Below are 23,272 nucleotides of genomic sequence, written 5' to 3' on the forward strand. Positions count from 1 at the left end.
TTGTGGAGGGCCGTATAAACATGATTCCAAAAAGTTGCAGACTTTTTGGAGCCAATCATGCGGCTGGAGACCGCGCGCGGCGAAAGTCTTTCGACGGCGGGCTTATGGACCAACCCGAGGGCGGGAGCAAGTACCGACGACAGGCGAGGTGGCAGGCTGACTATTCGTCGAGATTGGGCTTGGACGCCGACGCGGCCTTTGCCTCGCCTCGCTTCACGTTCCGGCGGATCATGCCGAAATCGGCGCCGCCGGTGCCGAAGGCGGCGATGAAGTAGAGCGCCGCTCCCCCGGCAACGAGCGCAAGCACGGTCGTCGCCTTCACCACCAGCGGTGAACCCGGTCCGATCTGCGTGGCAAAATGGCGCTCAGCGAAGTAAAGCGCGACGGCCATGATCACAGCCGACAGCACCAGCCTCGGGATGCGCTTCAGCAGGGGGATGTCGCGGCCCCAATGACCGCGCCTGATCAGCATGGCGAGCAGCATCAGCGCGTTGACCCAGCCCGCGACGGCCGAAGCCACCGCGATGCCCGGAGCGCCCATCGACGGGAATAAGGTCAGCGCCGTTGCGACATTCACGCCGACGGAGATGGCGGCGAAGATCATCGGCGTGCGCGTGTCCTCGCGCGCGAAATAGCCCGGCGTGAAGGCCTTGATCAACACGAAGGCAGGCAGGCCGAGGCCGAAGACCGCCAGGATGGAGGCGACGACCGGCGTCGAGTGGTTGGCGGCGAAGGCGCCGCGCTCATAGACCAGCCGCACGATCGGTTCCGACATCACCCACAGCGCCGCCGCCGCCGGCAGCGTTATGAACAAGGTGAACTCGACCGACCGGTTCTGCAGGTTGGCGGCTTCGATCAGATTGCCCGATTTCAGCGCCCGCGACAGCTCCGGCAACAGCACGATGGCGACCGCAACGCCGACGACGCCGAGCGGCAGCTGGTAGATGCGGTCGGCATAGGCGAGCGACGACACGGCGCTGTTCTGACCCGAGGCGATCGCCGTGCCGATCAGCTGGTTGATCTGGGTGATGCCGCCGGTGATCGCCGCCGGCAGCGCCAGGACCAGGAGCCGCTTGACGTTCGGCGTCATCTTCGGCCGGCGGAAGCCGATCGAGATGCCGGCATAGCGCACTGCCACCCACACGATCGCCAACTGAACGATGCCCGCCGCCAGCACGCCCCAGGACAGCCCGAAGCCGACATCATGCGCGTCCAGCCCATGATACCAGGCATAGGCGAGCACGCTGATCAGGATGATGTTGAGGAAGGCGGGTGCGATCGCCGCGGCGAAATAGCGGCGCAGCGAGTTCAGCATGCCCGCCATCATGGCGCCGAGCGACATGCAGATCAGATAGGGAAACATGATCGTCGCAAGCGTGACGGTCGTCTCGAACTTGCCCGGCGTGCTGGCAAAGCCCGGAGCCACCAGGTAGCGGACGATCAGCGGCATCGCCAGTTCCATGAGGACGGTGAGCGCCAGCAGCACCGAGAACAGAACCCCGAAAACCTCCTCCGAGAAGCGCTTGGCTCCCTCCGTGCCGTGCTGTTCGATCTCCTTGGCGAACAGCGGCACGAAGGCGGCGTTGAAGGCGCCTTCGGCGAACAGCCGGCGGAAGGTGTTGGGGAGCTGGAAGGCGGCATTGAAGGCGTCGGCGACCGGCCCGGTGCCGAGCGCCGCCGCCATCAGCATCTCACGGCCGAAGCCCAGCGCGCGGCTCATCAGCGTGCCGGAGGCGACGGTGGCGAATTTCTTGACTAGGCTCATGCTGGGGACGACTGCCAGAAAAATTGCGTCAAATGGATGGTCACTCGGCCGCCGCCTTGGCCCTGCCGTTGCGTTCGGACGAATTGCCTTCCAGCGTATCGATCAGCCGCTTGTGGATGGCGGCGGTGCGCGTCGGGCTGTCGATCTTCTGGCCGGTGAGGTCGGTGACGTAGAACGTGTCGATGACCTTCTCGCCGAAGGTGGTGATATGCGCCGAGGCGATGTCGAGCGACAGGTCGGACAGCGTCCCGGTGATCTCGGAGAGCAGCCCCGGCCGGTCCAGTCCCTCGACCTCGATCACCGAGAAGCGGTTCGACAGCGTGTTGCGGATTTCGGCGCGCGGCGGAATGCGGAACGCCTTGGCCCCGCGCTTCGGCTTGGTGCGCTTCTCGATCATCTCGGGCAGCCAGCTCTTGCCGGACAGCACGTCCTCGATCAACCGGCCGACGCGCTCGGCGCGGCGGCGTTCGTCCTCGTCGAGGTCGAACTCCCGGGAGATCAGGATGGTGTCCAGCGCGCGCCCGTCCGAGGTGGTGAAGATCTGCGCGTCGACGATGTTGCCGCCGGCCGCGGCACAGGCCCCTGCGATGATCGAAAGCAGGCGCGGATGGTCCGGCGCCAGCACGGTGATCTCGGTCACCGCTTCGAACTCATGCGTCTTGACCATGGTGGCGAGCTTCTTGCCGGCCGCATCCGCCTCGCGGACGAATTCGGCATGGCGCAACTGGTCGGACAGGTCGACGGTCAAGAGGTAGTTCTCGTAATGCTGCGCGACATAGCGCCTGCGCTCCTTCGCCGGCCAGGCGGACAGCGCCTCGGCCAGCCGCTCGCGCGCCGCCGTCGTGCGCTCGGCGCGCGAGACTTCCGAGAAGCCGCCGGTCAGCAACAATTCGGTCTCGAAATAAAGCGTGCGCAGCAACTGGCCCTTCCAGCCGTTCCACACACCTGGTCCGACGCCCCTGATGTCGCAGACGGTGAGGATCAAAAGCAGCTTCAGCCGCTCGACCGACTGCACGATCGAGGCGAAATCCTCGATGGTCTTGCGGTCGTTGAGGTCGCGCGTCTGCGCCGTCATCGACATCACGAGGTGGTTCTCGACCAGCCAGGCGACCGTCTCGGTATCGGCCGCCGACAGCCCCATATGCGGACAGATGCGCCGGGCGATCCGGGCTCCGGCTTCCGAATGGTCCTCCGGCCGGCCCTTGGCGATGTCGTGCAAAAGCACCGCGACATAAAGCGCCTCGCGGCTCTTCTTCAGTCCCGGCATCAGCGAATGCGACAGCGGATGCACTTTCGCGCCGTCGCCGCGCTCGATTTCGGCCAAAACGCCGATGCAGCGGATCAGATGCTCGTCCACCGTGTAGTGGTGGTACATCGAGAACTGCATCATGGCGACGATCTTGCCGAAGTCCGGGATCAGCCTGCCGAGCAGTCCCGCCTCGTTCATGCGCCTGAGATTGAGCTCGGCATTGCGGTCCGAGGTCAGGATGTCGAGGAACAGCCGATTGGCTTCCTCGTCGCGCCGCAGCGACTTGTTGACCAGGCCAAGCGAGCGGGTGAGCAGCTTCAGCGCATCGGGATGGAACTCCAGCCCATGCTTGTCGGCGAACCAGAACAACCTGAGCAGGTTGACCGGGTCGCGCTCGAACACGCTGTCATCGGCGATATTGATGCGGTGGTTGTCGACGATGAAATCGGACGTGCCGGCAAGCTTGCGCTTGCGCCGCTGGAAGGTGAGGAAGATACGGTTGAAGCCGGGCACGTGCTTGGCCTGCTCTTCCTCGAGCGCCGCACAGAAGATGCGGGTCAGGTCGCCGACATCCTTGGCGACGAGGAAATAGTGCTTCATGAAGCGCTCGACGGCCGACAGGCCGGGATGCGTGGTGTAGCCGAGCCGCTCGGCGATCTCGCGCTGGATGTCGAAATGCAGCCGCTCCTCCGCCTTGCCGGTGAGGAAATGCATGTGGCAGCGTACCGCCCACAGGAAATCCTCGGCCTTCTGGAACTCGCGATATTCGGCCTCGGTGAAGACGCCCTTCTCGACCAGCTCCTCGCCGGTGCGCACGCGGTAGAAATATTTGCCGATCCAGAACAGCGTCTGCAGGTCGCGCAGCCCGCCCTTGCCGTCCTTGACGTTGGGTTCGACCAGATAGCGGCTTTCGCCGGCCTTGGCGTGGCGATCGTCGCGCTCGGCAAGCTTGGCCTGCACATATTCCGGCCCGGTCGTGCGCACCACTTCATGGTCGAAGCGGGTGAGCAGCTCGTCATAGAGCTTGCGTTCGCCCCACAGGTATCGCGCTTCCAGGATAGAGGTGCGGATGGTGATGTCGCCGCGCGAGAGCCTGAGGCACTCGTGGATGTTGCGGGTGGCGTGGCCGACCTTCAGCCCCATGTCCCACAGCATGTAGAGCATGTATTCGACGATCTGCTCGCCCCAAGGCGTCTGCTTGTAGGGCAGCAGGAACAGGAGATCGATGTCGGAGCCCGGCGCCAGCGTGCCGCGGCCATAGCCGCCGACGGCCACGACAGCCATGCGCTCGGCCGCCGACCGGTTCTTGACCCGGTAGACATGGGTGGCGGCGAAATCATAGAGCGCCCGGATCAGCTCATCCATCAGATGCGAGAGCCGCTCGGCGCAGGCATTGCCGCCGCCATCCTGCATAAGCATGGCCTCGGCGATCTTTCGTCCTTCCGCCATCCTGCCCTTGAGCAATTGGAGGACAGCCGCGCGAACAGCGGCCCCCGAGCCGTCGCCGGCGCTTGCCGCCGTCAGCGCGGTCAGGTCGCGGCGCAGCGCGTCGCCATCGATCATTTCGTCGAGTTTCAGGGAGATCTTTGCCATTCGGCGGCGTCTATAGCCTGTTTTCGCGGCGCTGTGTATGGGGCGGGCCGCCACGTTTCCAGTCGTATGCGATAGACGCTATGGGCAACTGAAAGGCGAAAGTCTAAAAATCCGAACCGCCCCTTGACCTTCCAGTAGCTGGAAGGACTACCTCCGCCTCAAGTTCGAAAATTTGAGGCGTTGTCATGAGCCATTCCGACCACCACCATCACCGTCATAAGCATGGCGGAGCCTGCTGTTCCGCCAAGGATGCCGCGCCTGCCGCCGATGCAGTGATTCGCGATCCTGTCTGCGGGATGATGGTCGATCCGGCGGGCGGCAAGCCGACGGCCGAGCACGGCGGCCGGACGTTTCATTTCTGCAGCGAACGCTGCCGGACGAAATTCCAGGCCGAGTCTCAAGCATATCTTGCGGCCACCGACCCCGTCTGCGGAATGAATGTCGACCGCGCGAGCGCCAAGCACTTCGTTCGCCACGAAGGGCAGGGCTTCTACTTCTGTTCGGCGGGCTGCAAGGGCAAGTTCGAGGCGGAGCCGGCAAAATACCTTGCCGGGCGGCCCGAGCCGCAGCCGATGCCGAAGGGCACCCAATACACCTGTCCGATGCATCCCGAGATCGTCCGCGACAAGCCCGGCTCCTGCCCGATCTGCGGCATGGCGCTGGAACCGATGGGCGTTCCGACCGGCGACGAAGGCCCTAACCCCGAGCTCGTCGATTTCACGCGCCGGTTCTGGGTCAGCGCTGCGCTCTCCCTGCCGCTGCTGATCGTCGCCATGGCGCCGATGCTGGGTTTCAGCTTCGAAAACCTCGTCGACGGCCGCACCAAGACCTGGGTGGAGCTGGCTCTGGCGAGCCCCGTGGTGTTGTGGGCGGCGTTTCCGTTCTTCCATCGCGGCTGGGAATCGATCCTTAACCGCAGCCCAAATATGTGGACGCTGATTTCGCTGGGTGTGGGTGCCGCCTATCTCTTCAGCCTCGTCGCGACGCTGTTCCCGGATGTCTTCCCGCATCAGTTCCGCGGTCATGACGGCGCCGTCCCGGTCTATTTCGAGGCCGCCGCCGTCATCGTCGCGCTGGTCTTCCTCGGCCAGGTGCTGGAACTCAGAGCTCGCGAGCGCACCGGCTCGGCCATCCGCGCCCTGCTCGACCTTGCGCCGAAGACAGCGAGGCTGATCGGCGCCGACGGCTCCGAGAAGGACGTGCCGCTCGACAGCGTCAAGACCGGAGATCGGCTTCGCATCCGCCCTGGCGACGCGGTGCCGGTCGACGGCACCGTGCTGGAGGGACGCTCGGCGATCGACGAATCCATGATCACCGGCGAGCCGCTGCCGGTCGAGAAGACGCAAGGCGATGCGCTTACCGGCGGCACGCTGAACAGACAAGGCTCGCTGGTCATGCGCGCCGAGAAGGTCGGCGCCGAAACCACGCTGTCGCGCATCGTCGAGCTGGTCGCCAAGGCGCAGCGCTCGCGCGCGCCGATCCAGGGGCTGGCCGACCGCGTGTCCTTCTATTTCGTTCCAGCCGTCGTGCTGGTCGCGGTCATCGCTTTCATTGCCTGGGCGGCCGTCGGCCCCGAGCCGAGCCTGATCTTCGCCATCGTCTCGGCAGTGTCGGTGCTGATCATCGCTTGCCCTTGCGCGCTTGGTCTCGCGACGCCGATGTCGATCATGACCGCGACCGGGCGCGGCGCGCATGCCGGCGTGCTGATCAAGGAGGCCGCGGCGCTGGAACGTTTCGCCGCCGTCGACACGCTGATCGTCGACAAGACCGGCACGTTGACTGAGGGCAAGCCCAGGCTCACCGATGTCGTCGCGGCCGGCGGCATCGAGGAGAATGAGTTGCTCGGCCTCGCCGCCGCGCTCGAAAAGGGTTCGGAGCATCCGCTGGCCGAGGCGATCGTCGAGGGCGCCACCGCGCGCGGTCTGAAGCTCGCCGATGCCGTCGATTTCGAAGCCGTCACCGGCAAGGGCGTTTCGGGCACGGTGTCGGGCCGGAAGGTCGCGCTCGGCAATGCGGCGATGATGGCGGATCTCGGCATGGAGGCGCCGGCGGCCAGTGCCGGGGCGCTGCAGGCCGACGGCAAGACGGCCATGTTCGTGGCTGTCGACGGCAGCTTCGCCGGCTTGGTCGCCGTGGCCGATCCCGTGAAAGCGACGACGGCCGAGGCGATCAAGGCGCTGCATGACAAGGGCCTGCGCATCATCATGGCGACGGGCGACAACGAGCGCACCGCGAAAGCCATCGCCGGCAGGCTGGGCATTGACGAGATCCGTGCCGGCCTGCTGCCGGACGGCAAAAGCGCGCTGGTGGCAGAACTGCGCGGCCAAGGCGCTGTCGTTGCGATGGCCGGCGACGGCGTCAACGACGCGCCGGCCTTGGCCAGCGCCGATGTCGGCATCGCCATGGGCACCGGCGCCGATGTCGCGGTCGAAAGCGCCGGCATCACGCTGGTCAAGGGCGATCTCAACGGCATCGTCAGGGCCCGCACGCTCGCCCAGGCGACGATCCTCAACATCCGCCAGAACCTGTTTTTCGCCTTCCTCTACAACGTGCTCGGCGTGCCGGTCGCGGCCGGCGTGCTCTACCCGCTCACCGGCACGCTGCTGTCGCCGATGCTCGCGGCTGCGGCGATGAGCCTGTCGTCGGTATCGGTGATCGGCAACGCGCTGCGGCTGAGAACGATGAAACTCTGAGCAAAACACCCAGATACGAAATCCAACAGAAGGAGACCTGAATGACCCTGGCCAAGAAAATCGTGCTGCTGCTGATGGCCGCCGGAATGCTGCTTGCCGTCTTCCTCGAAAGCGTGCCGGCCTCGTCGGAGGAGATGAAGCACGACATGTCCAAGATGGCGATGGGCGCCCAGAGCCCGGCCACCGTCGGCTACGAGGCGGCGATGAAGAAGATGCACAAGGACATGATGATCAAATACACCGGCAATGCCGATGTCGATTTCGTCCGCGGCATGATCCCGCATCATCAGGGCGCCATCGACATGGCCAAGGTGGTGATCGCCAACGGCAAGGACCCGGAAATCCGCAAGCTCGCCGAAGGCGTCGTCGCGGCGCAGGAAGCCGAGATCAAGGAAATGCAGGACTGGCTCGCCAAGCATCCGGTGAAGTAGCCGCTGCGGGAATTCAAGGCAGCCCCAGAATCCGGACAGCCACGAGCCTTCGGTCTGGATTTCCGGCCAAGGCTGTGCTGCGATCCGGCCTCACACGGAGAAAGCCATGACCTCGTCGATCAGAACCTTGAAGCTGCCGTCTGGCGAAGCCGTTCCGGTGCTGGGTCAAGGCACCTGGAAAATGGGTGAGGATCGGCGTCGCCGTGCCGATGAGGTCGCGGCGCTGAAGCTGGGGCTCGACCTTGGCATCACGCTGATCGACACCGCCGAGATGTATGCCAGCGGCGGTGCCGAGGAAGTGGTGGCGGAGGCCATCGCCGGGCGCCGCGACGAGACCTTCCTGGTCTCCAAGGTGCTGCCCTCCAACGCCTCGCGCGCCGGCGTGAAGCGCGCCTGCGAGAACAGCCTGAAACGGCTCGCCACCGACCGCATCGATCTCTATCTGCTGCACTGGCCGGGCAGCGTGCCGCTCTCCGAAACCGTGGAGGCGTTCGAGGCGCTGAAGGCCGAAGGCAAGATCCGCCACTGGGGCGTCAGCAATTTCGACACCGACGAGATGGAGGATCTGGTCGGCCTGCCGCGTGGCGGCAACGTCCAGACCAACCAGGTGCTCTACAATCTGTCGCGGCGCGGCCCGGAATTCGATCTGGCCCCCTGGTGTGCAGAGCGCGGCATTCCGCTGATGGCCTATTCGCCGGTCGAGCAGGGCGCGCTGGCGCGCAACGCCCGGCTCGAGGCAGTCGCTGCCCGGCATAACGCCACCGCGGCGCAGATCGCGCTTGTCTGGGTCATGGCGCAGCCAGGTGTCATCGCCATCCCGAAGGCCAGCCGGCAGGAGCATGTCCGCCAGAACGCCGCCGCGCTCGACATCAAGCTGACGGCGCAGGATATCGCCGATCTCGACCGCGCCTTCCCGCCGCCGACGCGCAAGCGCGGGTTGGAGATGATCTAGCCGAAACCCAGGTTGAAAGAGAGCAAGCGTGGAACGAATTTCAGACGGGCCCTTTCACGCGACCTACAAGATCGGCGACATCAAGGTCACCTCGCTGCGCGACGGTTACGTCGATATGCCGGTCCGGCGGCTGCGCCAGCCGGGAGACAAGCCTTTCGGCGACGATTTCCCGTCGCAAGTACCGCTCTTCGACGGCGCGCTCAGATTGTCGGTCAATGCCTTTGCCATCGACGACGGCGAAGCAATCACGCTGATCGACACGGGATCCTCGAACGCCTGGCACCCGACGATGGGGTTCCTGCCGAAGGCGCTGAGCGAGGCGAAGATCGCTGTCGATCGGATACGTACGGTTGCCTTCACCCATACGCATCTCGACCATATCCACGGGCTCGTCCTTCCGGACGGCCGCGAGGGCTTCCCGCAACTCTCCCGCTTGCTTGTCCCTCGAGCCGAGCTCGACATGTTTCGGTCGGTAGCGAGGTTGAGCCGCTTCTATGATCGAGCAGAACCTTCAGACCCCGGGCAGCGCCTGAGCGCGAACATCGAGGCGGTCGCCGCTGTTGGCCACGAAATCGGTCACACCGGCTTCCATGTCACCAGCGGCGGCGAGACATTGCTGGTCTGGGGCGACCTCGTGCATGTGCCCTCGCTCCAGTTCGACCGGCCTGAGATCACTTGGGAATTCGACGCCGACCAGGAACAGGCGCGGGCAACCCGGCTGCGTATCTTGGCGCTTGCCGCCGACAGCGCTTGGTGCGTTGCCGGCGCGCATCTCGATTCCCCCGGCGTCGGCCGGGTTTCCCGAACCGAAACGGGTTTCCGCTTCGAAGGTTTGTAGGAGCCGGGCTAGATCTTGGCCGGCAGCCCAAGCCGCATCCGCTGTCGGCGCAAGGCCCTCGAAAATACATCGAGGTCGTTGGCGGCGCGGGCAAGCGTGAGTGCGCCCTGAATGGCGGCGACGGCCTCCTCGGCCAACTCGCTGGCTTCGCCCGGTGGATGTCCGGATCGCTCCAGAGCGCGGGCAAGATGCACGACCCAGCGGCCGAAATAGCTTCCAATCTGGCCGGCGAAGAGGGCGCGCGATTCATCGAGCGCGAAGGCTCCGATGAGGCAAACCCGGCGCCCCGAGCGGAAATAGCTGTCGGTCGCCTCGAGCATCTGCCCGATCCCGGCCAGCGGCTCGACGGCGTCGCGCAAGGGCACGAAGACATTGTCCTCGAACCAGCCGTCTATATGGGCAATGACGGCCCGAGCCATCTCTTCCTTGCCGCCGGGAAAGAAGTGGTAGAGGCTTCCCTTGCCGAGTCCCGTCGCCTCACCGATCAGGGTCAGGCTGGCGCCCTCATAGCCATGCTCGCGGAACACCTCGGCAACGATCCCCAGCAGCTGGTCGCGATCTGGCGCGATGCGCCGCATCCACTCGGCCCTCTAGAGCCCGAGCTCGGAAAGGCCGGGATGGTCGTCCGGCCGGCGGCCGAGCGGCCAGTGATATTTCCGCTCGCTTTCAGTGATCGGCAGGTCGTTGATGCTCGCCACGCGTCGGCGCATCAGCCCTGCCTCGTCGAATTCCCAGTTCTCGTTGCCGTAGGAGCGGAACCAATGCCCGCTGTCGTCGCGCCATTCATAGGCGAAGCGCACCGCGATCCGGTTCTCGTTCCAGGTCCAGACCTCCTTGATCAGGCGATAGTCCAGCTCGCGCGCCCATTTGCGCTGGAGGAAGCCGACGATCTCGCCGCGGCCGGAGACGAATTCGGCCCGGTTCCGCCAGATGCTGTCCTCGGTATAGGCGAGCGACACCCGTTCCGGGTCGCGGCTGTTCCAGGCGTCCTCCGCAAGGCGCGCCTTTTGCGCTGCCGTTTCGGCCGTGAAGGGCGGCAATGGCGGGCGGCTCATGAAATCTCCTGTCGGTTTCGATCATCGATAACCGACATTGTACCGATCGGTACAATGAGTCAACACAGCTTCTGTTCTTCGCGGCGCCTCAGACGGCTGGACTTATCGAATCTCGGTTTTCAGCCTTTCAAAGGCATCCCGGACATATCCTGCCAGCGGATGCTTGGCTTGTTGCTGCTGCCATGTTTCCACGGCCAGGCGCAACGCCACGACCGCCACCAGGGAAACCAGCCGCAGACCGTTGCGTGCCTGGTCCGGCCGCAACTCGCATAAGCCGTCGAAAATGGCTTGTTCGAGCTGCAGGTAGTCCGCGTGCGTGCGCGAGCGCAGCGTCTTGCTTTCCCGCATGATCTTGGCGGTCGCCATCATCTCCGATCCTTGGACACTGCCGGCAAGATTGAGCAATGCGCTTCGGGCGACGTCGATCGCCGATCCGGTCGGTGGCTCGCCAAGGATCATGGCTTTGACCATGCTCGCGTAGTTGCCCAGAGACGCAAGCAGAACCTCGTCCTTGCTCTTGAAATAGTGGAAGAACGTCCGGCGCGAGATGCCGGCGGCCGCGGCTATCTCGTCAAGCGTGGTCGCGTCGTAGCCGTTGGCCAGGAAAGCCTTCAGGCCGGCGTCGGCGATGCGGCGGGACGTTTCCCGCCGCTTCCGCTCGCGCAGGCCCTCCGGTTTTGGCGCATCGTTCATGGAGCGCTCCTGCCATGACATTTCCTCAAATGCGACAAGAAATTTGGCCCACATTCAAGTCCCGTCGCCACGCCTCGCCATAATGGCGCCATCAATTTATTGCACTGAGTGCAATTATTGACGCTCCCCAGCACGCCCCGCCGGCGCACCCAGACAGAGGCATCCATGGCAGCTTGCTTGCGTTCCCGTCGCGAGGCTCACGTCAGTCGTGCCCCCGTCGATCCGCGCGCGTGTCGCGCGGACCTCCGTATGAGATGGCCGGTTGTGCTGGCCTTGAGCATGCTCGCCGTCGGCTGCGCGGCCGCGCCGCTCGATCAGGTGGGCTCGCTGCAATCCTATGACGAGCTGAACCGTCGGACAGTTTGTTAGCCGCTCACTAATGCGGGTGAGCAAGGACGACGTGCTTGCGGCAAAGACCGTTCGGATCATTCCGACGGGCTTCTCGCAGTCCGCCGGCGGAAGATCGACTTTGTCTCCAGCGCAGCGCAGCCTTGTCGCCAACGCTGTCGACAGGACGCTCTGCTCGGGCTTGAGCCAGCGCTTCCGGGTGGTCGATCTGACCGAGCCCGCCGACCTGACGGTCCATGCCATGGTGACGCCGACGAACGCTTTGGCGGTCGGCGTTTCGAAAGTCGCGTCCACGGCGGTTTCCGAAGCGATGCCCGAAGTCCGTGTTCCGGTTCCTCGCCTGCCGATCGGATTGGGCAGCCTGTCGCTCGAAGCCGAAGCGATTGATGACAACGGCAAGCAGGCGGCGGCGATGATCTGGGGGCGCGGCGCCAATGCCTTGCTGGATTCCGGCCGGGTCGCCCGCGAGGGCGACGCCTACGACCTGGCGGCGAAGTTCGGCGACGATTTCAGCAAGCTCCTGGTCACCGGCAAGACGCCGTTGAACAAGCTGCCGTCGCTGCCGACCAGGGCGGAATTGCGCGCCATGTTCGGCGGCGGGCCTAAATACCCCGCCTGCAAGGCCTTCGGAAAGTCGCCCGGTCTCGTCGGCTTCGTCGGCGATCGGATGGGATTGCCGCCGGCCTGGACCGACAAGGGAGCTGCGGTGCGCAATGACTGAGGCGGTGACGCAAATGCAGAAGAAGTCCCCGATGCCGCTTTCAGCTTTTCAACAAAGCAGAAGGATGCGCTTTCTTTGGCTGGTTGCTCCCGTCGTCCTGGCGCCGATCCTGCTTGCGGAGAGCGGGTGGCCGCAAGGCAGCACCTTTCGCGAAATGCTGGAATTTGCGGGTACCGTGCTGATCTTCATGTGTATCGGCGGCCGCTGCTGGGCATCGCTCTATGTTGGCGGACGCAAGAACCGTGAACTCGTCACAACCGGCCCCTATGCCTATACGCGCAACCCGCTCTATTTCTTCTCGGCCCTTGGACTGGCCGGCGTCGGGCTGACATTCGGGTCGCTGATCCTTTCGGCGTTTCTCTTTGCCTTCACCTGTCTGGTCTTTTCCTATGTCGCGATGCGCGAAGCGATCGCGCTGGACGCGATCTTTGGCGAGGCCTATTGGCGTTATTGTCGAAGCGTGCCGGCCTTCTTTCCCCGTCTGCGGCGCGATGACGACGACCTCTTAGGCCCGTCTCCCGTCACGTTCGATTCGGTGGCGCTGAGGCGGACCTCCATCGACAGCTCTTACTTTCTTGCGGCGATACTCGCGGTCGAATTGCTCGGCTGGTTCCAGTCGGCAGGGCTGGTGACGCCGATGTTCCGATTGTTTTGATTACCGATCCGCTAGCCCCTTCAGCCGGTAGAGCGCCTCCAGCGCCTCGCGCGGTGTCATCTCGTCCGGATTGATCGCGCCGAGCGCTTCGCCCAGCGCATCGCTCTTCACCGGCTTTGGCGCCTCGCGCTTCATCGCCACCGAAAACAGCGGCAGGTCGTCGACCAGCCGATTGGTCTTGCCGGAAACTTCGCCTTCTTCCAGTTGGTGCAGCACTTCCTTGGCGCGCCCGACCACCGCTTCAGGCAGGCCTGCCAGCCGCGCGACCTGCACGCCGTAGGAGCGGTCGGCCGCGCCCTTGCCGACCTCGTGCAGGAAGACGACGTCGCCTTCCCATTCCTTGACCCGCATGGTGACGTTGTGAAGCCGGGGCAATTTGCCGGCCAGCACCGTCATCTCGTGGAAATGCGTGGCGAAGATCGCCCGGCAGCGGTTCTTCTCATGCAGATATTCCACCGCCGCCCAGGCGATCGACAGCCCGTCGAAAGTCGCGGTGCCGCGGCCGATCTCGTCGAGGATGACCAATGCCCGCTCGCCAGCCTGGTTGAGGATCGCCGCCGTCTCGACCATCTCAACCATGAAGGTCGAACGTCCGCGCGCCAGGTCGTCCGAGGCGCCGACACGCGAGAACAGCCGGTCGACGACGCCGATATGGGCGCTTTCAGCCGGCACGAAGGAGCCGGTCTGGGCAAGGATGGCCATCAGCGCATTCTGCCTCAGGAACGTCGATTTACCGCCCATATTGGGACCGGTGAGCAGCCAGATCGCGCCGGCCTTGGCGCTGCCCTCGGGCGACAGGTCGCAATCATTGGCGACGAACGGCCCGTCGCCGGATCGCCTGAGCGCCTGTTCGACCACCGGATGACGCCCGCCCGAAATCTCGAAGGCGAGGCTCGAATCGACCAGCGGCCGGCACCAGCTTTCGTTTTCGGAAAGCAGCGCCAATGCCGCCGACACGTCCAGAACGGCAAGCGCCTCGGCGCCGGCGCGGATGCTGTCCGCCGCACCCACCACTTCCGCCGTAAGCCGGTCGAAGGCGGCGAGCTCGATGCCGAGCGCTTTGTCGGCGGCGTTGGCGATCTTCGATTCCAATTCCGCCAGTTCCGTCGTCGTGAAGCGCATGGCGTTGGCCATAGTCTGGCGATGGATGAAGCGCGCCTTGGCGGCGTCGCTGCCGGTCATGATCGAGTGATGGTTGGCCGTCACCTCGATGTAATAGCCGAGCACATTGTTGTGCCGGATCTTCAGCGAGCGGATACCGGTTTCCTCGATCAGCGAGCGTTCCAGCCCGGCGATCACCTTTCGCGATTCGTCGCGCAGCGCCCGCATCTCGTCGAGCTCGGCATTGTAGCTCGACCGCACGAAGCCGCCGTCGCGCTTGATCAGCGGCAGCTCGTCGTCGAGCGCTTCGCTGAGATGGCGGGCAAGCGCCTCGGGCAAGGCGAGGATCGCGGCAAGTGCTGCACCGAGCTCGGCGGGCAGGGCGGACGCCGAGAACAGTTCGGCGATCGCGCCTGCCGCCTCGAAACCGGCGCGCAGAGCACCCAGATCGCGCGGTCCGCCGCGGTTGAGCGCGAGCCTGGACAGCGCCCTCGGCATGTCGGCGACGCTTTTGAGGCTTGTCCGCAATCCTTGGCAGAGCCGTGTCTCGGAGCGGAAGAAGGAGACCGAATCCAGCCGTGCCGCGATCGTCGCCGGATCGGTCAGCGGCGCCATCAGCCGGTCGGCCAGCAATCGCGCGCCGCCGCCGGTCACGGTGCGGTCGATCGCCTTGAACAGCGAGCCGTCGCGGCTGCCGGACAGCGTGCGCAGCAGTTCCAGATTGGCGCGCGTCGCCGGGTCGATGAACAGCGTCGAGCCCTGCTCCTCGCGCTCGGGCCGCGACAGCGGCGGGCGTTCGGCTTTCTGCGTCTTCTCGACATAGGCGATGGCGCCCGAGATCGCCGACAGTTCCGCGCGCGAGAACGTGCCGAAGCTGTCCGGCGTCGCGACCTCGAAGAAGCGCGCGATGCGGCTTGTGGCCGACGCCGAATCGAACAGCGAAGGCGGCTGCGGATTGGCGACCCGGCCCAGCACATCGAATATCGGCCTGAGCTCCGGATCGTGGAAAACCGGCTCGGCGACGATCAGCTCGCGCGGGTCGACGCGGAAGATATCGGCAAGCAGCCGCTCGGCGCTCGTCTCGGCAACCCGGAAGGCGCCGGTCGAAATGTCGATCCAGGCCAATGCAAAGCCGGCCTGGCTGGTCGCCGCGCCGCCACCCTTGACGCGCCCCAGCGCCATCAGGAAGCTCGATTCCGAGGGTGCGAGCAGCTTGTCCTCGGTGATGGTGCCCGGCGTGACCAGCCGCACCACGTCGCGGCGCACCACCGATTTGGAGCCGCGTTTCTTGGCTTCGGCCGGGTCCTCGATCTGCTCGCAGACGGCAACGCGAAAGCCTTGTGCGATCAGCTTCTGCAGATAATCGTCCGCGGCGTGCACCGGCACGCCGCACATTGGGATGTCGTGGCCCTGGTGCTTGCCGCGCTTGGTCAAAACGATGCCCAGCGCCTGGCTTGCCTTCTCCGCATCCTCGAAGAACAGCTCGTAGAAATCGCCCATGCGGTAGAACAGCAGCGAATCCGGGTTCGCCGCCTTGATCTCGATGAATTGCTCCATCATCGGCGTGACGCCGCCCGTGGCGGGCGCAGGCGTCGTCGTCTCCTGGACGTCGGTGTCTGTCGGCATGTGCATGTTCATGCCCGAACGCTAGCAGATGTGGCAGCCCGGTTTAATGCCGGCGGCGCGAAAAGCAGGGGAAGACTGGGCGGTTGCCGCCATAAGCAGGACAGGTGTGGAAGGAATGTTGCCTCATGCCGTCGGCCCATGAGAACATGGTAGGGCGATGAAGAAGGACGGACACGAGACGTTCGAGGAAATGGTCGGCCCCGCCGGCTCGTCGCTCGGCCGTATTCGGCTTCTTGCCACCAACCGCGCCAATCGAACCAGAACCAAAATCAAGGCGTGGACGCGGATACGGTTGCCCTTCATCCTTCCGGCGCGCGGGCCGCTCTCAGGCCTCGATGGCGGCATCGATATGCCCGTCCATATCTTCAGTCGCGATCCGCTGATCTTCTACATACCTGTCGGCGGCCGGCGCCCGCTCTACGCGCTCGCTGCTTTCTGCCGGCGCCTGGCGCCACGGCGCGCTACCTTCCTTCTGATGCCGAACTGGACGCTGGAAAGGCCCGCCGTCGTCGAGCAGATACGCAAGGATCTCGCCTGGTTCGCCAGGGTCTGCCCCAACCATGAGCTGATCTTCCTTTGCAACACGGAGGAAGAGCGGCGCCTGATTGCAGGCGTTGGCGGCACAGCGATCTTCTCCAACCACAATCTGATGATTTCGGAAGACGTCTTCCGGCCGCTGCCGGACGTGCCGGTCGAGTACGATGCCGTCTACAACGGCCGCATCTCGCACACCAAGCGGCACTATCTCGCCTTCGAGATCGAAAGACTGGTCCATGTGACGTCCTCGATCGGCGAATTGCCGCCGGCCGGCGACCGCGCCTTCATCCGCCGCCTGCAGGCGCAATCGCCGCTTCACAGCATCGCCAATCCGCTCGTTGATGGCCTGCCCGGTCGGATGCCGTCGCAAGAGGTCAACCGCGTCTACAACCAGGCCGCGGTCGGGCTCTGCCTGTCGGTGGTGGAAGGGGCGATGTATTCCAGCATGGAGTATCTGTTGGCCGGCCTGCCCATCGTCTCGACACCGAGCATCGGCGGCCGCGATGTTTATTTCGATCCGGACTACTGCATTATCGCCGAGCCGGAGCCGGCCGCGATCCGCCGCGCGGTCGAGCGGCTTCGCGACCGCGCCATACCGCGGGAGGAGATACGCGGCCGCACGCTTGAAAGGGTAAAGGTGGAACGGCTGGAATTGATGGCCTATCTCTCGGCGCTTAAGCAACGCATGGGAAGCGATGATCCGCCCTTCTCCGAATGGCCGTTCGCCGGTACCTCTGGGCTGACGCGCTGGGCTCCGGTGCGCGAGCACCTGCGCGAGATTGCCGCGATCTCATCGGGCAAGATTTGACTGTCGCCGGCAACGCCGAGGAACATCGTCACTGCATGGCTTGGCGGTTTACAGCGGCGGAGTATGGCCTTAAGCCGGTAATTCAAACGAATGCGCTCGCCTCAAGAGCGCGAAATGGTGAGGAAAACGTCAGGCATCATGGCCAGGAAAACTGAAAGCAGCGGCCCCTCCGTCAGTGCCGAGGAGGCGCTGGAGTTCCACGCCATGGGACGGCCCGGCAAGCTGGAGATCGTCGCCACCAAGCCGATGGCGACACAGCGCGACCTGAGCCTGGCCTATTCGCCTGGCGTCGCCGTTCCCGTGCGCGCCATCGCCGAGGATCCGAGCCGCGCCTTCGACTACACGACGCGCGGCAACATGGTCGCCGTCATCTCCAACGGCACCGCCATTCTCGGCCTCGGCAATCTCGGCGCGCTGGCCTCCAAACCGGTGATGGAAGGCAAGGCGGTGCTGTTCAAGCGCTTCGCCGATGTCGATTCCATCGACCTTGAGGTCGCGACCGAGGACGCCGACGAGTTCATCAACTGCGTGCGCTTCCTCGGGCCGTCCTTCGGCGGCATCAATCTCGAGGACATCAAGGCACCGGAATGCTTCATCATCGAGCAGCGGCTGCGCGAGCTGATGGACATTCCCGTCTTTCATGACGACCAGCATGGCACGGCAATCATCTCGGCCGCCGGGCTGATCAATGCGCTGGAGGTCACCGGCCGCGACATGAAGACCACCAAGATGGTCTGCAACGGCGCGGGTGCGGCCGGCATCGCCTGCATCGAATTGATGAAGGCGATGGGCTTTGCGCCGGAAAACGTCACTCTGTGCGACACCAAGGGCGTGGTCTTCCAGGGCCGCACCGAAGGCATGAACCAGTGGAAGTCGGCGCATGCCGTCAAGACCGAGGCGCGCAGCCTGGCCGAAGCGCTGGACGGCGCCGACGTCTTCCTCGGCCTGTCCGCCAAGGGCGCGCTCACCACCGCCATGGTGCAGTCGATGGCGAAAAACCCAATCATCTTCGCCATGGCCAATCCCGATCCGGAGATCACCCCGGAGGAAGTGGCCGAGATCCGCACCGACGCCATTATGGCGACCGGTCGCTCGGACTACCCGAACCAGGTCAACAATGTCCTTGGCTTCCCCTATATCTTCCGCGGCGCGCTGGATGTGCGCGCCACCACCATCAACGACGAGATGAAGATCGCGGCCGCCAGGGCGTTGGCCGAGCTGGCGCGCCAGGACGTGCCGGACGACGTCGCCGCCGCCTATCAGGGCAACCGGCCGAAATTCGGCCCCAACTACATCATCCCGGTGCCGTTCGATCCGCGCCTTATCTCGGCGATCCCGCTGGCGGTGGCCAAGGCGGCGATGGAATCCGGCGTTGCCCGCAAGCCGATCCTCGACCTCGACCGCTACGCGCAGGAACTGTCCGCCCGCCGCGACCCGATCGCCTCCACCTTGCAGCGCATCTACGACCGCGTGCGCCGCCAGCCCAAACGCATCGTCTTCGCCGAGGGCGAGGAGGAGCAGGTGATGCGTGCCGCCGTCTCCTATGTGAACCAGAAGCTCGGCACGGCGATCCTGCTCGGCCGCGACGACGTCATCAAGGACAATGCCCGCAATGCCGGCATCGACTTGAACAAGCCGGGCCTCGAAATCATCAATGCCAGGCTGTCGCGCCGCAACGGCATCTACACCGACTATCTCTACGAGCGCATGCAGCGGAAGGGCTTCCTGTTCCGCGACTGCCAGCGGCTGATCAACAACGACCGCAACCATTTCGCCGCCTGCATGGTGGCGCTGGGCGATGCCGACGGCATCGTCACCGGCGTCACCCGCAACTACTCGACCGCGCTCGACGACGTGCGCCGCATCATCGACGCCAAGCCCGGCCATCGCGTCATCGGCGTCTCGATCGTGCTGGCGCGTGGCCGCACGGTGCTGGTCGCCGACACCGCCGTGCACGACATGCCGAACGCCGAGCAGATCGCCGACATCGCCGAGGAGGCGGCCGGGTTCGCCCGCCGCATGGGCTATGAGCCGCGGCTCGCCATGCTTGCCTATTCCACCTTCGGCCATCCGCAGGGCGAACGTTCCGAGCGTGTGCAGGAAGCGGTGCGCATCCTCGACAAGCGCCGCGTCGATTTCGAGTATGACGGCGAGATGGCGGCCGACGTCGCGCTGAACCCGCGCGCCATGGCGCAGTATCCTTTCATCCGCCTGACCGGCCCGGCCAATGTGCTGGTGATGCCAGCCTTCCACTCGGCCTCGATCTCGACCAAGATGCTGCAGGAGCTCGGCGGCTCGACCGTCATCGGCCCGCTGCTGGTCGGCCTCAATAAGCCGGTCCAGATCGTGTCGTTGAACGCCAAGGACTCCGACATCGTCAACATGGCGGCGATCGCGGCCTATACGGCGGGGAATTGACCAAGCAATTCCAGGAAAAGTGTGAGCGGTTTTCCGTCCGGAATTGCGTAAGAAACAAAGAGCCAGGGGGTTTCGCCGTTTCCGTGAAACGGCGAAAACGCACTAGGTAGCAGAGCGATCGTTTCTTTATTTGAACCAAAGAAAGGCCCGCGGCGATGCCGCGGGCCTTTCTTTATGATCTTTGCATTCGATTAGAAGTTGCGCTGGAAGCGGACGATGCCGCCCCAGTTGTTCTTCCTGAAGGCCTTGGTGAAATTGTAGTCGTCGGCCTGACCGAACTTGCCATCGTGGTAGTAGTTGACTTCGGTCGTGACCGTGAAGCCCGAGACGATCGTGTAGGCTACGTTTGCCGCCACGGCGAAGTTCTTGGCGTCGTCGGCCGAGACCTGGAGGTTGAAGGCGGTCTTCGGGTTGAACTTGTAGGTGCCGCCGCCCCAGACGGCCCAGTTGCCGCCCCAGGGCTTGTAGAAGCCGCGGCCGCTGGCGTGGTCGACGAAATTGTCGTCGGTGCCGTAGCCGCCCATGACGAACAGCGACAGTTCCTTGGTGACGTTGACGTCCAGGCGGACCTTGCCGGCCACTTCCTCGTAGTTACTGTCATAGGCGACGACGCCGGTGATCGCGCCCCAGTCGCCCTTGTACTTCAGGCCGCCGACGACATGCGGGACATAGCTATCGATCGTGCCGTGGATGTCGCCGGTGTCCGCACCCTCTTCGAGCGAGACCACGCCCGAGAAGCCGCTGCCGGCGTCGAAATAGTAGCTGACGACGTTGGTGACCTTGATGCCGTACGGGATGATCGTGTCCTGCACGACGTTGCCGGCATAGCCGATGAACTGGTCGTAAGGCGTCTCATCCACACCGACGCGCAGGCCGCCAAGCTGGACCCAGCCGAATTCCAGATTCACCGCCGACGTGCCGTTCTTGAAGTTGAAGCGGGCCTCGGTATAGGTCTTCAACGTGCCGAGCTCGGTTTCCTGGCCGGTCCAGGTCCTGAACGCGAAGCGGGCGTTCTTATTCCAGCTGTTGTTGAAATTCGGATCTGAGTCGGGGCCAGGATCCATTGTATCTCTGACTCTCCGGCCGTCCAATGTGCCGGGATCGCCGAATCCGGCGTCATAGCGGATGTAGCCGCCGATGCGCAGGCAGGTCTCGGTACCGGGGATGTAGAAGTAGCCGGCGCCATAGACGTCGCAGATCTTGACGTATTCGGCCGGTTCCGGCTCGGCGACGGTCACCGCATCGGCGGCGCGCGCGCCCGAAACTGCGATCAGGGCCGCAGCGGAGCCGAGAAGAAGGCTCTTGATGTTCATTTTCTTGAATCTCCAGTCAAAGGTTCAAGACAGGCCTGACATGCCGTTCGGCTCTTGCCACCCCCGTCCCCATCGTTGAAGAAGTCGCGCACCGGCGCCGCTTCTTCGCCTTGGACATGGCTTAATCGGCCGTCACGTACAACAGAGATTGTGTCTGAAAGGCGGCTTTTTGAATCTTATGAAGGTCTTGTTGCCCAAATATCACGTCATACATCTGTAAAAATGGGACATACTGCACAATCTATACAACCTAAGTGCGGGGAAGACCTGGAAATGTGCCAAATGTGCCAATTATTATGGTTTTATGACAGGAATTTTGCCGAATAAATTTCTAAAAGTTCGGACGAATATGGAAAAAACGACTCCGGATCAGGACAGGGGCGCGTGCGGCGCGGACCACGTCCTCGACCATGTCATCCCTCAACATCTCGATGGGGACGCGGCCGCCCAGCTCGGGCGAAGGCCGGCTCAGCCAGAACCAGGCAAGCCGCGGATTGGCGATCGCCGAAAGCACGTCGCCGATACCCAGAACCGGCCTGCCGTCGATGAACTGGGCCAGTGGGAAGACATGCTTGCGGCCGCCCTTGCGGAGCGCAATGACCTCGCCGCGTCTTTGCCAGCGATGCAGCGTGGAGCGCGGAATGCGGAGCTTCTCTTCCAGATAGGTCGAGCCGGCGACCTCGCCAGCCCAATCCTCGATCGGCATCGATTGCAGGTCCGCGGCTCGCTCGGCGATCGGCTGGGCCGCCGGCCTCCCTGTCTCCGATTTCCGCGCCGGGCGCTCAGGGCCGCGCTCGGATGCGGCCGAACCGTCGCTCGCGACCTTGTTCGTCATCACACGAAGAAAGTCGGAGGCAAGGTCGGTCCACTCGCCCTTGAAGGAGCCGATGGCCAGGCGCTGTGCAGGCGGCAGGAAGGGGAGGGCGGCAGCCAGATGGCCGGCGATCTTGCTTGCCGACGTCAGCGCCTCGGCATCCAGCATGACGCCATGCTGCATCAACGCCTGTTGCACGGCTTCGGCCATTAGGCCTGCCAATGCCTCTTGTGAAATCCCGTCGGACGGGTTCTGGAATCTGGTCATGAATCTGTCTTGCGGCCCGCGCTCCTCCCAGGCGCCGGCGATTGCTGAAATTTTATAGCGGAAAATAAAATACGCGACGGCAACTGGCGCCGCGGCCCGGCAGCTTGCTGGTTTGCATCTTCACACCCCTGGTTTGGCGCGCCGAAATGTCAGTCGCGGAACGCCTCATTTTGCATCTTAGAGGGCCAACGTGACAGGTCCGCGACAGCCGGCGCACTATCTTCTCCCCTTATGAGCAGCCGGGTGGATCGACGCACAGCGCCGAGACGGATGAGGGGGTGCTCCAGCTTGGCGCCGATTACCCCTCGCCCGGATTGCCAGCCGAATTGCGAAGCGCAATTCGGGACAATCCGACCTCCCACGGGGGGAGGTAGAGGCCCTAGAGGAGCCCGGCCTGCTCGGCCTCGCGGCGCAGACTCTGGCGCGGGCGCGGGCCGATCTGCTGGATCACCAACCCCGCGGCCAGCGAACCGAGATCGCCGCAATCCTTGAGGCTGCGTCCGGTCGTGTAGCCGTAGAGGAAGCCGGCGGCATAGAGGTCGCCGGCGCCGGTCGTGTCGACCAGTTCCTTGATCTTCGTCGCCTGGATGGCGACGGTCTCGTCGCCGCGCACGATCACCGAGCCTTTTTCGGAGCGGGTGACGGCGGCTATTCTGCAATCCTTGCGGATGGCGGCGAGCGCCTCCTCGAACGACGCGGTCTGGTAAAGCGACTTGATCTCGTGGCTGTTGGCAAAGACGATGTCGACGGTGCCCGAGCGCATCAAGTCGAGAAACTCGTCGCGGTAGCGGTCGACGCAGAAGGAGTCCGACAGTGTCATCGACACTTCGCGGCCCGCCGCATGCGCCAGCTTGGCGGTCTGCCGAATTGCTTCCTTGGCGCGCGGCGGATCCCACAGATAGCCTTCGAAATAGGTCACTTTAGAGCCGGAAGCCTTGTCCGCCTCGACATCCTCGGGGCCAAGCTCGACGCAGGCGCCGAGATAGGTGTTCATCGAACGCTCACCATCGGGCGTGACGAAGATCATCGAGCGCGCGGTCGGCGGTTCGCCCCCGAGAGGCCTGGTGTCGAAGGCAACGCCCTGGGCGTGGATATCATGGGTGTAGATATCGCCCAGCGCGTCGTTCGACACCTTGCCAAAGAAGGCCGCCCGCCCGCCGAGGCTGGCGACGCCGGCCGCCGTGTTGCCGGCGCTGCCGCCCGAAGCCTCGATCGCCGGTCCCATGCGGCCGTAAAGCAATTCGGCGCGCCTGGCGTCGATGAGGTTCATCGCGCCCTTGATGATGCCGTTGGTCTCGAGAAAAGCCTCGTCGCACTGCGCGATGATGTCGACAATGGCATTGCCGATGCAAAGCACGTCATATTCCGGCATCAAAATCTCCGCCAAGAGCCAAT

At 64.4% G+C, this 23,272-nt stretch carries 17 protein-coding genes; 8 read left to right on the top strand and 9 right to left on the bottom strand.

The window, feature by feature from the left end; translation table 11 throughout:
- Positions 1-160 precede the first annotated feature (160 nt).
- A complete protein-coding gene (gene murJ, locus FJ471_RS04960) occupies positions 161-1,765 on the bottom strand; it encodes a murein biosynthesis integral membrane protein MurJ (RefSeq protein WP_140802049.1) in 1,605 nt (534 codons plus the stop codon).
- Positions 1,766-1,805: 40 nt separating this feature from the next.
- Positions 1,806-4,607, bottom strand: coding sequence for a [protein-PII] uridylyltransferase (locus FJ471_RS04965; protein ID WP_140802050.1), 2,802 nt, complete (start codon positions 4,605-4,607; stop codon positions 1,806-1,808).
- Positions 4,608-4,792: 185 nt separating this feature from the next.
- Here FJ471_RS04965 and FJ471_RS04970 point away from each other — a divergent pair, with 185 nt between their 5' ends.
- From FJ471_RS04970 to FJ471_RS04985, 4 genes are all read left to right on the top strand, one after another.
- Positions 4,793-7,300 carry a heavy metal translocating P-type ATPase gene (locus FJ471_RS04970; protein ID WP_140802051.1) on the top strand — a complete coding sequence of 836 codons (2,508 nt, stop codon included), beginning with the start codon at positions 4,793-4,795 and terminating at the stop codon, positions 7,298-7,300.
- Between the two features lie 41 nt (positions 7,301-7,341).
- Positions 7,342-7,731 (top strand): DUF305 domain-containing protein, encoded by a 390-nt coding sequence (locus FJ471_RS04975; protein ID WP_140802052.1) that lies wholly within the window; start codon positions 7,342-7,344, stop codon positions 7,729-7,731.
- 106 nt (positions 7,732-7,837) lie between these two features.
- Positions 7,838-8,683, top strand: coding sequence for an aldo/keto reductase (locus FJ471_RS04980; protein WP_140802053.1), 846 nt, complete (start codon positions 7,838-7,840; stop codon positions 8,681-8,683).
- Positions 8,684-8,711: 28 nt separating this feature from the next.
- Positions 8,712-9,521, top strand: a complete 810-nt coding sequence (locus FJ471_RS04985) for an MBL fold metallo-hydrolase (protein WP_140802054.1) — start codon at positions 8,712-8,714, stop codon at positions 9,519-9,521.
- An 8-nt stretch (positions 9,522-9,529) separates the two neighbouring features.
- Here FJ471_RS04985 and FJ471_RS04990 read toward each other — a convergent pair whose 3' ends face one another.
- From FJ471_RS04990 to FJ471_RS05000, 3 genes are all read right to left on the bottom strand, one after another.
- The gene (locus tag FJ471_RS04990) at positions 9,530-10,099 is read right to left on the bottom strand and encodes a TetR/AcrR family transcriptional regulator (RefSeq protein WP_140802055.1); all 570 of its coding nucleotides are present in this window, start codon (positions 10,097-10,099) and stop codon (positions 9,530-9,532) included.
- A 12-nt stretch (positions 10,100-10,111) separates the two neighbouring features.
- Positions 10,112-10,576 (bottom strand): nuclear transport factor 2 family protein, encoded by a 465-nt coding sequence (locus tag FJ471_RS04995; RefSeq protein WP_140802056.1) that lies wholly within the window; start codon positions 10,574-10,576, stop codon positions 10,112-10,114.
- Positions 10,577-10,678: 102 nt separating this feature from the next.
- Positions 10,679-11,269: a TetR/AcrR family transcriptional regulator gene (locus FJ471_RS05000; RefSeq protein ID WP_140802057.1), complete on the bottom strand. Its 591-nt coding sequence runs from the start codon at positions 11,267-11,269 to the stop codon at positions 10,679-10,681.
- A 379-nt stretch (positions 11,270-11,648) separates the two neighbouring features.
- On the opposite strand from FJ471_RS05000, the gene FJ471_RS05005 reads away from it, so the two are divergent.
- Together FJ471_RS05005 and FJ471_RS05010 are read left to right on the top strand one after the other, a co-directional pair.
- Complete coding sequence (locus FJ471_RS05005) at positions 11,649-12,338, top strand: DUF3313 domain-containing protein (RefSeq protein WP_246684612.1); 690 nt, start codon at positions 11,649-11,651, stop codon at positions 12,336-12,338.
- Positions 12,331-12,993, top strand: a complete 663-nt coding sequence (locus FJ471_RS05010) for an isoprenylcysteine carboxylmethyltransferase family protein (RefSeq protein ID WP_181179170.1) — start codon at positions 12,331-12,333, stop codon at positions 12,991-12,993. The genes FJ471_RS05005 and FJ471_RS05010 overlap by 8 nt, the downstream gene beginning before the upstream one ends.
- Here the strand turns inward: FJ471_RS05010 and mutS are convergent, their stop codons facing one another.
- Positions 12,994-15,732, bottom strand: a complete 2,739-nt coding sequence (gene mutS, locus FJ471_RS05015) for a DNA mismatch repair protein MutS (protein WP_140802058.1) — start codon at positions 15,730-15,732, stop codon at positions 12,994-12,996.
- A 145-nt stretch (positions 15,733-15,877) separates the two neighbouring features.
- Between mutS and FJ471_RS05020 the strand changes: the two genes are divergently transcribed.
- Complete coding sequence (locus tag FJ471_RS05020) at positions 15,878-17,065, top strand: glycosyltransferase (RefSeq protein WP_140802059.1); 1,188 nt, start codon at positions 15,878-15,880, stop codon at positions 17,063-17,065.
- A gap of 138 nt (positions 17,066-17,203) precedes the next feature.
- Complete coding sequence (locus FJ471_RS05025) at positions 17,204-19,483, top strand: NADP-dependent malic enzyme (RefSeq protein WP_140802060.1); 2,280 nt, start codon at positions 17,204-17,206, stop codon at positions 19,481-19,483.
- Between the two features lie 191 nt (positions 19,484-19,674).
- Here the strand turns inward: FJ471_RS05025 and FJ471_RS05030 are convergent, their stop codons facing one another.
- The 3 genes from FJ471_RS05030 to FJ471_RS05040 form a co-directional block, all read right to left on the bottom strand.
- Entirely contained in the window at positions 19,675-20,796 is a 1,122-nt protein-coding gene (locus tag FJ471_RS05030) for a porin (RefSeq protein ID WP_140802061.1), read from the bottom strand.
- A gap of 331 nt (positions 20,797-21,127) precedes the next feature.
- Positions 21,128-21,877, bottom strand: coding sequence for an antitoxin Xre/MbcA/ParS toxin-binding domain-containing protein (locus FJ471_RS05035; RefSeq protein WP_140802062.1), 750 nt, complete (start codon positions 21,875-21,877; stop codon positions 21,128-21,130).
- Positions 21,878-22,256: 379 nt separating this feature from the next.
- Entirely contained in the window at positions 22,257-23,249 is a 993-nt protein-coding gene (locus FJ471_RS05040) for an adenosine kinase (RefSeq protein ID WP_140802063.1), read from the bottom strand.
- Positions 23,250-23,272 lie beyond the last annotated feature (23 nt).

The sequence above is a fragment of the Mesorhizobium sp. B2-7-1 genome (genome assembly GCF_006440735.1).
In the GTDB taxonomy this organism is placed as follows: domain Bacteria; phylum Pseudomonadota; class Alphaproteobacteria; order Rhizobiales; family Rhizobiaceae; genus Mesorhizobium.